The organism is Neisseria sp. P0009.S007 (genome assembly GCF_051962515.1).
In genome coordinates, this window is record NZ_JBQCVF010000055.1 from 1 (window position 1) to 6621 (window position 6621).

Sequence of the window (6621 nt, forward strand, 5' to 3'; positions counted from 1 at the left end):
TTGCCGTTGCTGATTTCGGCAATCATTTTGGCGCAGTCGGTGAGGTTGTCGGCAAGCATGAAGCGCCACATCAGGGTGGAGCGCAGGGGCAGGAGTTTGGCGGCGGCAATGGCGATGGCGGCACCAATCAAAACGTTCATGGCGCGCATCAGGCCGCTGTCGAGCCAGTGGTGGCTGCTGTCGCCGATGAGCATGCACATGGTCAAACCGGCAAGCATGGCGACATAGCCGTTTTTGCCGACCGCAGACCAACCGGCCACTGCGCTGGCGGCACCGATAATCAGATAGAAGAAAACGTCGTCTTGCAAATAATGTTGGTTCAACCATAAAACGGTCAACCCAACACCCAAACCGATGGCCGTGCCGAGCATGCGTTCGACCGCTTTGGAGTAAATCGCGCCTTGGAATTGCAGCATGCCGAGGACGACAAAGACGGTCATGCCGATCCACTCGCCGTGTTGCAGGTGGAAGACTTTCGCCAACAGGGTGGAGAACACGATTGCCAAGCCGAGGCGGAAGGCGTGGATATGGCGGCGATAGCGGTAGCGTTCGTAGGCGTTGAGCCAGCGTTCGGAAAAATGGAGGCGTTCGGATTGGGCAGGCATGTTGTAAGACGTATCAGTATGTGGGGATGTAAATTATAACTGATTGGTAAAGCAGATGAAATTTTAACTGCTCCCCAACGGCTTGTCCTATTGCGGATTTTATCTGCCGCAAGCGGATATAATGGCGGCTTTGAATCAGACAGGTGGTGAAGAAATGGCGACGGTTTTAAGCGCAGGCGTGGACGAAGCGGGACGCGGCCCTTTGGTCGGCAGCGTATTTGCGGCGGCAGTGATTTTGCCGGAACATTTTGACTTGCCGGGTTTGACCGACTCAAAAAAACTGAGCGAAAAAAAGCGCGATATGTTGGCGCAGATGATTAAGGAACAGGCGGTTGCGTGGAGCATTGCCTTTGCCGATCCTGACGAAATCCTGCAACTGAACATCCTGCACGCAACCATGGCCGCGATGAAGCGCGCAGTCGAGGGGCTGTCGGTCACTCCCGACAAAGTGTGGATAGACGGCAACCGCGTGCCGAAAGATTTGAATGTTCCTGCCGAAGCCGTGGTCAAAGGCGACAGCAAAATTATTGAAATCTCCGCCGCTTCGGTTTTGGCCAAAACCGCGCGTGATGCGGAAATGTATGAATTGGCGAAACGCTATCCGCAATACGGGTTTGACCGCCACAAAGGCTACGGTACGGCGCAACATTTGGCCGCGTTGAAACAATACGGCGTCTTGCCGGAACACCGCCGCAATTTCGCACCGGTCAAAACCTTATTGGCACAAGGCAATCTGTTTGAAGAATGAAAGCATATCAAAAGGCCGTCTGAAAGATTTCAGACGGCCTTATTTTTGGAAAAGTATTATTTCAACGCAGCCAAACACTCTTTAATCAACTCAGGGCCGCGATAAATCAAACCGCTGTACACTTGAACCGCACTGGCGCCCAAGCGGATTTTTTCTGCCGCGTCCGTGCCGTTCATGATGCCGCCGACGCCGATAATCGGCAGCTTGCCGTCAATGCGTTCCGCCAAAAGTTTCAACACTTGATTGCTTTTCTCGCGTACGGGCAAGCCGCTCAAGCCGCCTTGTTCGCCTGCGAGCGGATGGCTGCCCAAGCTTGATTTGTCGATGGTTGTGTTGGTGGCGATGATGCCGTCCATTTCCACGGATTTGACCACATGGGCGATGTCGTCGATTTGCGCTTCGTCCAAATCCGGCGCGATTTTAACCGCCAGCGGCACATATTTGCCATGCGCGGCCGCCAGTTGCGCCTGTTTGTTTTTCAAGGCTTCCAACAATGCGCTCAATTCGTCGCCGCCTTGCAAAGCGCGCAGGTTTTTCGTATTGGGGGAGGAAATATTGACCGTGATATAGCTCGCGTGGGCGTAGGCTTTTTCCAAGCAAATCAGATAATCGTCGGCCGCGTTTTCAATCGGCGTAACGGCATTTTTACCGATGTTGATGCCCAAAATGCCTTTAAAGCGGCTGTTTTCAATGTTGCGGATCATCGCGTCGATGCCGTGGTTGTTGAAACCCATGCGGTTGATGATGCCTTGGTGTTCGGGAACGCGGAAAAGACGCGGCTGAGGATTGCCCGGCTGCGGCTTGGGCGTTACTGTGCCGATTTCGACAAAGCCAAAACCCAAAGCGGCAAACGCATCAATACACTCACCGTTTTTGTCCAAACCTGCCGCCAAGCCGACCGGATTGGGCAGCTGCAAACCCATCAGCTCGGTTGGTCGGGTGTGGCTGTCCACCTTGGGCAGCAGGCCGAGTTTTTCGATGGAACGCAAACTGTTGAGCGTGAAATGATGGGCCTTTTCTGCATCGAAACGGAACAGTATGGGGCGGACGAGTGAATACATGGCGGCGGCTTTCTGAACGGTTGATGAATTTGGCGTTATTTTACCTGAAACCGTCAAACTGCCCCAAACGTCTGTATCGATATGATTTTATTGTTTGGCGTCAAATGAAAATAAATAGGGCTTTTGCGTGTAGTCGGATAGTTCATTAAAATGGTAAAAGAGAGGCTTTTCAGACGGCCTGATGGATGTATCAAAAGGCCGTCTGAAAAGTTTTGATTTGATTGTTTACCTGATACAGGAAGATTTTTATGAAACAGGCGGTTGATCCTTATGCGAGTTTCCGTGAACTGACGCTGCGGGGAATGATACTCGGCGCGTTGATTACGGTGATTTTTACGGCATCCAATGTGTATTTGGGCTTGAAGGTGGGCCTGACTTTTGCGTCTTCGATTCCGGCTGCGGTAATTTCGATGGCGGTTTTGAAGTTTTTTAAAGGCAGCAATATTCTGGAAAATAATATGGTGCAGACTCAGGCTTCGGCCGCGGGTACGCTCTCCAGTATTATTTTTATCTTGCCGGGTTTGCTGATGGCCGGTTATTGGGCGGGCTTTCCGTTTTGGCAGACTACGCTGCTGTGTATGTCCGGCGGTATTTTGGGCGTGATTTTCACTGTGCCTTTGCGTTATGCGATGGTGGTGAAGAGCGATTTGCCTTATCCGGAAGGTGTGGCGGCGGCTGAGATTTTGAAGGTCGGCGACTATGATGCAGACCAACAGGAAGGCGGCAGCGGTATCAAGGAATTGGTGTCGGGCGGCGCATTGGCCGGTTTGATGAGCTTTTGCGCAAGCGGTTTGCGCGTGGTGGCCGACAGCGCGAGCTTTTGGTTTAAAGGCGGCGCGTCGGTGTTCCAAGTGCCGATGGGCTTTTCTTTGGCTTTGCTGGGCGCGGGCTATTTGGTCGGCCTGACCGGCGGTATCGCGATTTTGCTGGGTATTTCGATTGCCTGGGGCGTGGCCGTGCCTTATCTGTCGGCGCATATTCCGCAACCTGCCGATATGGAGATGATTCCTTTTGCGATGTCTTTGTGGAAGGAAAAAGTCCGTTTTATCGGCGCGGGTACGATCGGTATTGCGGCTATTTGGACGCTGTTGACTTTGATGAAACCAATAGTCGAGGGTATGCGCCTGTCTTTCCGCAATTTCGGCGGCGCGCAAATGACCGAGCGCACGGAACAGGATTTGTCGCCTAAGGCGATGATTGCCTGGGTGTTGGCGATGATGCTGGTGTTGGGCGTGTCCTTCTTCCACTTTATTGGCGACTCGCATATTTCCGGTGGTTTGGCTTGGCTGTTGGTGGTCGTATGTACGTTGCTGGCTTCGATTATCGGCTTTTTGGTGGCTGCGGCTTGCGGTTATATGGCCGGTTTGGTCGGTTCGTCTTCCAGCCCGATTTCGGGTGTGGGTATCGTTTCTATCGTTATCATTTCGCTGGTGTTGCTGTTGGTCGGCGAATCCGGCGGCTTGATGGCGGATGAGGCAAACCGCAAATTCCTGCTGGCGTTGACGTTGTTTTGCGGCGCATCTGTGATTTGTGTGGCTTCGATCTCCAATGACAACCTGCAGGATTTGAAAACAGGTTATCTGGTAAAAGCAACCCCTTGGAAACAGCAGGTTGCGCTGATTATCGGCTGCGTTGTCGGTGCATTGGTGATTTCGCCTGTGTTGGAGCTTTTGTATGAAGCCTACGGCTTTACCGGCGCGATGCCGCGTGAAGGCATGGATGCGGCCCAAGCCCTTGCCGCGCCTCAGGCAACTTTGATGACTACCATCGCCCAAGGTATTTTCTCGCACAATCTGCAATGGGATTATATTTTCACCGGCGTGGCCATCGGCGTGGCGTTGATTGCGGTCGATTTCACATTGCGCAAATCCTCCGGCGGCAAGCGCGCCTTGCCGGTATTGGCCGTGGGCATGGGCATTTACCTGCCGCCGTCTGTGAATATGCCGATTGTGATCGGCGCGGTATTGGCGGCTGTGTTGAAATCCGTCATCGCCCGTCGTCAAGAAAACCGTGAAGGCCGTCTGAAAAATGCGGAACGTATCGGTACGCTGTTCTCTGCCGGTTTGATTGTCGGCGAGAGCCTGATCGGTGTGATTATGGCGTTTATCATTGCCTTCTCCGTAACCAACGGCGGTTCGGATGCGCCTTTGGCCCTGAACCTGGAAAACTGGGATACGGCCGCCAAATGGCTGGGCTTGGCGTTTTTTGTCTTCGGTATGTTCGTGTTTGCACGTCGCGTGTTGAAAGCAGGACGTTAAGTTTGTAGGTTGAGAAAAGGCCGTCTGAAACCCAAAAAATTGGGGTTTCAGACGGCCTTTTTAGTGGAAATTTGTTTGGAATGATTTTAGGAAGTTTGGGTATAATTATCGCGGGGCTGGTAGCAAAAAAGCCCCATTGCAGTGGGGCTTTGTGCTGAAACCGCCCTAGAAAGGATGGTTTCAATCATGAAACATACCACTCGCACGGGTCGTTCATGGCTGAGACTGCGGACAGTCGTTAGGATTATCTTAACCCTGTTCCTGCTCTTAGTCAATTAAACGGCTGAAAACAAAAAACTGTTTTTCAGTTTCCGCCTGTTTGTCATGAACGGGCGGTTTTTTATTGTTTAACGCTGATTCAAACAATCTGCAATCGCTTTGGCAATTTTGGCACTGGCGCCTTGGTGTTGCGAAATGAATTGCTCGGTGTGGCTGATCAGTTGTTGGCGCAGGGTTTCATCGTCGAGGTATTGGCGCGTGGTTCTGTACCAGGCTTCGGCGGTTTCGACACGGACGGCGGCTTTGGCTTCGACTGCGCCTTTGCAGGCTTGGGCGAAGTTGTAGTTGGAGTAGCCGAAGAGGGTGGGGACGCGGCAGGAGATGGGTTCGATGATGTTTTGGCAGCCGGCATCAACGAGGCTGCCGCCGACGAAGGCAATATCTGCGCTGAGGTAGTAGGCGGCCAGTTCGCCCATGCTGTCGCCTATCCAAACTTGTGTATCTGGGGAAACGGGTTGTCCGTCGCTGCGTTTTTGGACGGTATAACCAAGCGATTTGGCGGTATCATAGGCCGTCTGAAAGTTTTCAGGGTGGCGCGGTACGATGACCAGCAAGGCATTGCCGCGGTAGCCCTGCCATGCTTTGAGGAGCAGCTCGGCTTCATCCGTGCCTTTGTACACGCGCGTGCTGGCGCAGACGACGACGGGGCGTGCGCCGATGCGTTCTTTAAAGGCGACGGCAAGCGGACGCAAGTCGTCGGGGGGCGCGATGTCGTATTTGGTGTTGCCGCAGACGTGGACGTTGGACGCGCCGATAAGGTGAAGGCGTTCGGCATCGGCGGCGGTTTGGGCAAAGCAGCCGGAGAGGCTCTGCATGGCAGGCTCGACCAGCTTGCGGATTTTGAGGTAGCCGCGTTGGGATTTTTCGGAGAGGCGCGCGTTGGCCAAAAAGAGGGGAATGCCTGCTTCTTTGCAGCCGTGCATCAGGTTGGGCCAGATTTCGGTTTCCATCAAAATGCCGCAGATGGGGCGGTGTTCGGCTAAAAATCGGGCGACCCATTCGGATTTGTCGTAGGGCAGGTAACGGCATTGCGCATCGGGGAACAGGGATTGCGCGGTGGCGCGGCCGGTCGGCGTCATTTGGGTAATCAGAAACGGCGAGTCGGGAAAATGGCGGCGCAATGCCTGCACCAAAGGTTCGGCCGCACGCGTTTCGCCGACGGATACGGCGTGTATCCAAATCGGGCGTTGTACGGGATTAGGATACGCCTGCCCGAAACGCTCGTCCCAATGCTCGAGATAGGCTGGGGATTTGAGGGCGCGGCGGCGCAGGTGGCGGCGGATCAGGAAGGGGGCGAGGTGCCACAGCGTGGCGTAAAGGCGGCGTATCATGCTTACGGGTCTTGTGTCGGAATAGGCCTATTTTATCGGAAACTGAAACGGAAGATATAGCTTTGATGCGTGTTTTACGCAAAGGAAACAGGCCGTCTGAAAGGTTTCAGCCGGCCTTTAATACAGGCATAAACGCGTTTACTTCACTTGGGCCATATATTTTTTCAGACGGCCTTTGCTTTGCATGGCGCGGTTTTCCATTTCATCGACAACGGCTTGCGCTTTGGCTTTGTTCACCGGTTTGCCGACCTGAATCACGCCGCTCATGTTCATCATGCGGTGCGGCGGGCAGGTATAGACATACACGCCTTCTTTGTCGAGCTTGAGCGTGAAGTCTTT

General features: G+C 53.6%; 6 protein-coding genes. 2 read left to right on the top strand and 4 right to left on the bottom strand.

Annotated features, from left to right (window positions below; genetic code table 11):
* A partial coding sequence (locus ACTHS3_RS06780) for an FUSC family protein (protein ID WP_440367479.1) occupies nucleotides 1–605 on the bottom strand: 605 nt, incomplete at its 3' end.
* 154 nt (nucleotides 606–759) lie between these two features.
* Here ACTHS3_RS06780 and rnhB point away from each other — a divergent pair.
* Nucleotides 760–1353 (top strand): ribonuclease HII, encoded by a 594-nt coding sequence (rnhB, locus tag ACTHS3_RS06785; protein WP_039861927.1) that lies wholly within the window; start codon nucleotides 760–762, stop codon nucleotides 1351–1353.
* 56 nt (nucleotides 1354–1409) lie between these two features.
* On the opposite strand, the gene ACTHS3_RS06790 is transcribed toward rnhB, so the two are convergent.
* Entirely contained in the window at nucleotides 1410–2414 is a 1005-nt protein-coding gene (locus tag ACTHS3_RS06790) for a quinone-dependent dihydroorotate dehydrogenase (protein ID WP_070504155.1), read from the bottom strand.
* Between the two features lie 248 nt (nucleotides 2415–2662).
* On the opposite strand from ACTHS3_RS06790, the gene ACTHS3_RS06795 reads away from it, so the two are divergent.
* Nucleotides 2663–4672 carry an OPT family oligopeptide transporter gene (locus tag ACTHS3_RS06795; RefSeq protein ID WP_440367481.1) on the top strand — a complete coding sequence of 670 codons (2010 nt, stop codon included), beginning with the start codon at nucleotides 2663–2665 and terminating at the stop codon, nucleotides 4670–4672.
* A 347-nt stretch (nucleotides 4673–5019) separates the two neighbouring features.
* Here the strand turns inward: ACTHS3_RS06795 and waaA are convergent, their stop codons facing one another.
* Complete coding sequence (gene waaA, locus ACTHS3_RS06800; protein ID WP_440367483.1) at nucleotides 5020–6282, bottom strand: lipid IV(A) 3-deoxy-D-manno-octulosonic acid transferase; 1263 nt, start codon at nucleotides 6280–6282, stop codon at nucleotides 5020–5022.
* A gap of 138 nt (nucleotides 6283–6420) precedes the next feature.
* A partial coding sequence (locus ACTHS3_RS06805; RefSeq protein ID WP_440367484.1) for a plastocyanin/azurin family copper-binding protein occupies nucleotides 6421–6621 on the bottom strand: 201 nt, incomplete at its 5' end.

What these genes read in the sequence shown, in the direction of transcription:
- rnhB (WP_039861927.1), top strand. Translation starts at nt 760, where the DNA reads ATGGCGACGGTTTTAAGCGCAGGCGTGGACGAAGCGGGACGCGGCCCT.
- ACTHS3_RS06790 (WP_070504155.1), bottom strand. Translation starts at nt 2,414, where the DNA reads ATGTATTCACTCGTCCGCCCCATACTGTTCCGTTTCGATGCAGAAAAG.
- ACTHS3_RS06795 (WP_440367481.1), top strand. Translation starts at nt 2,663, where the DNA reads ATGAAACAGGCGGTTGATCCTTATGCGAGTTTCCGTGAACTGACGCTG.
- waaA (WP_440367483.1), bottom strand. Translation starts at nt 6,282, where the DNA reads ATGATACGCCGCCTTTACGCCACGCTGTGGCACCTCGCCCCCTTCCTG.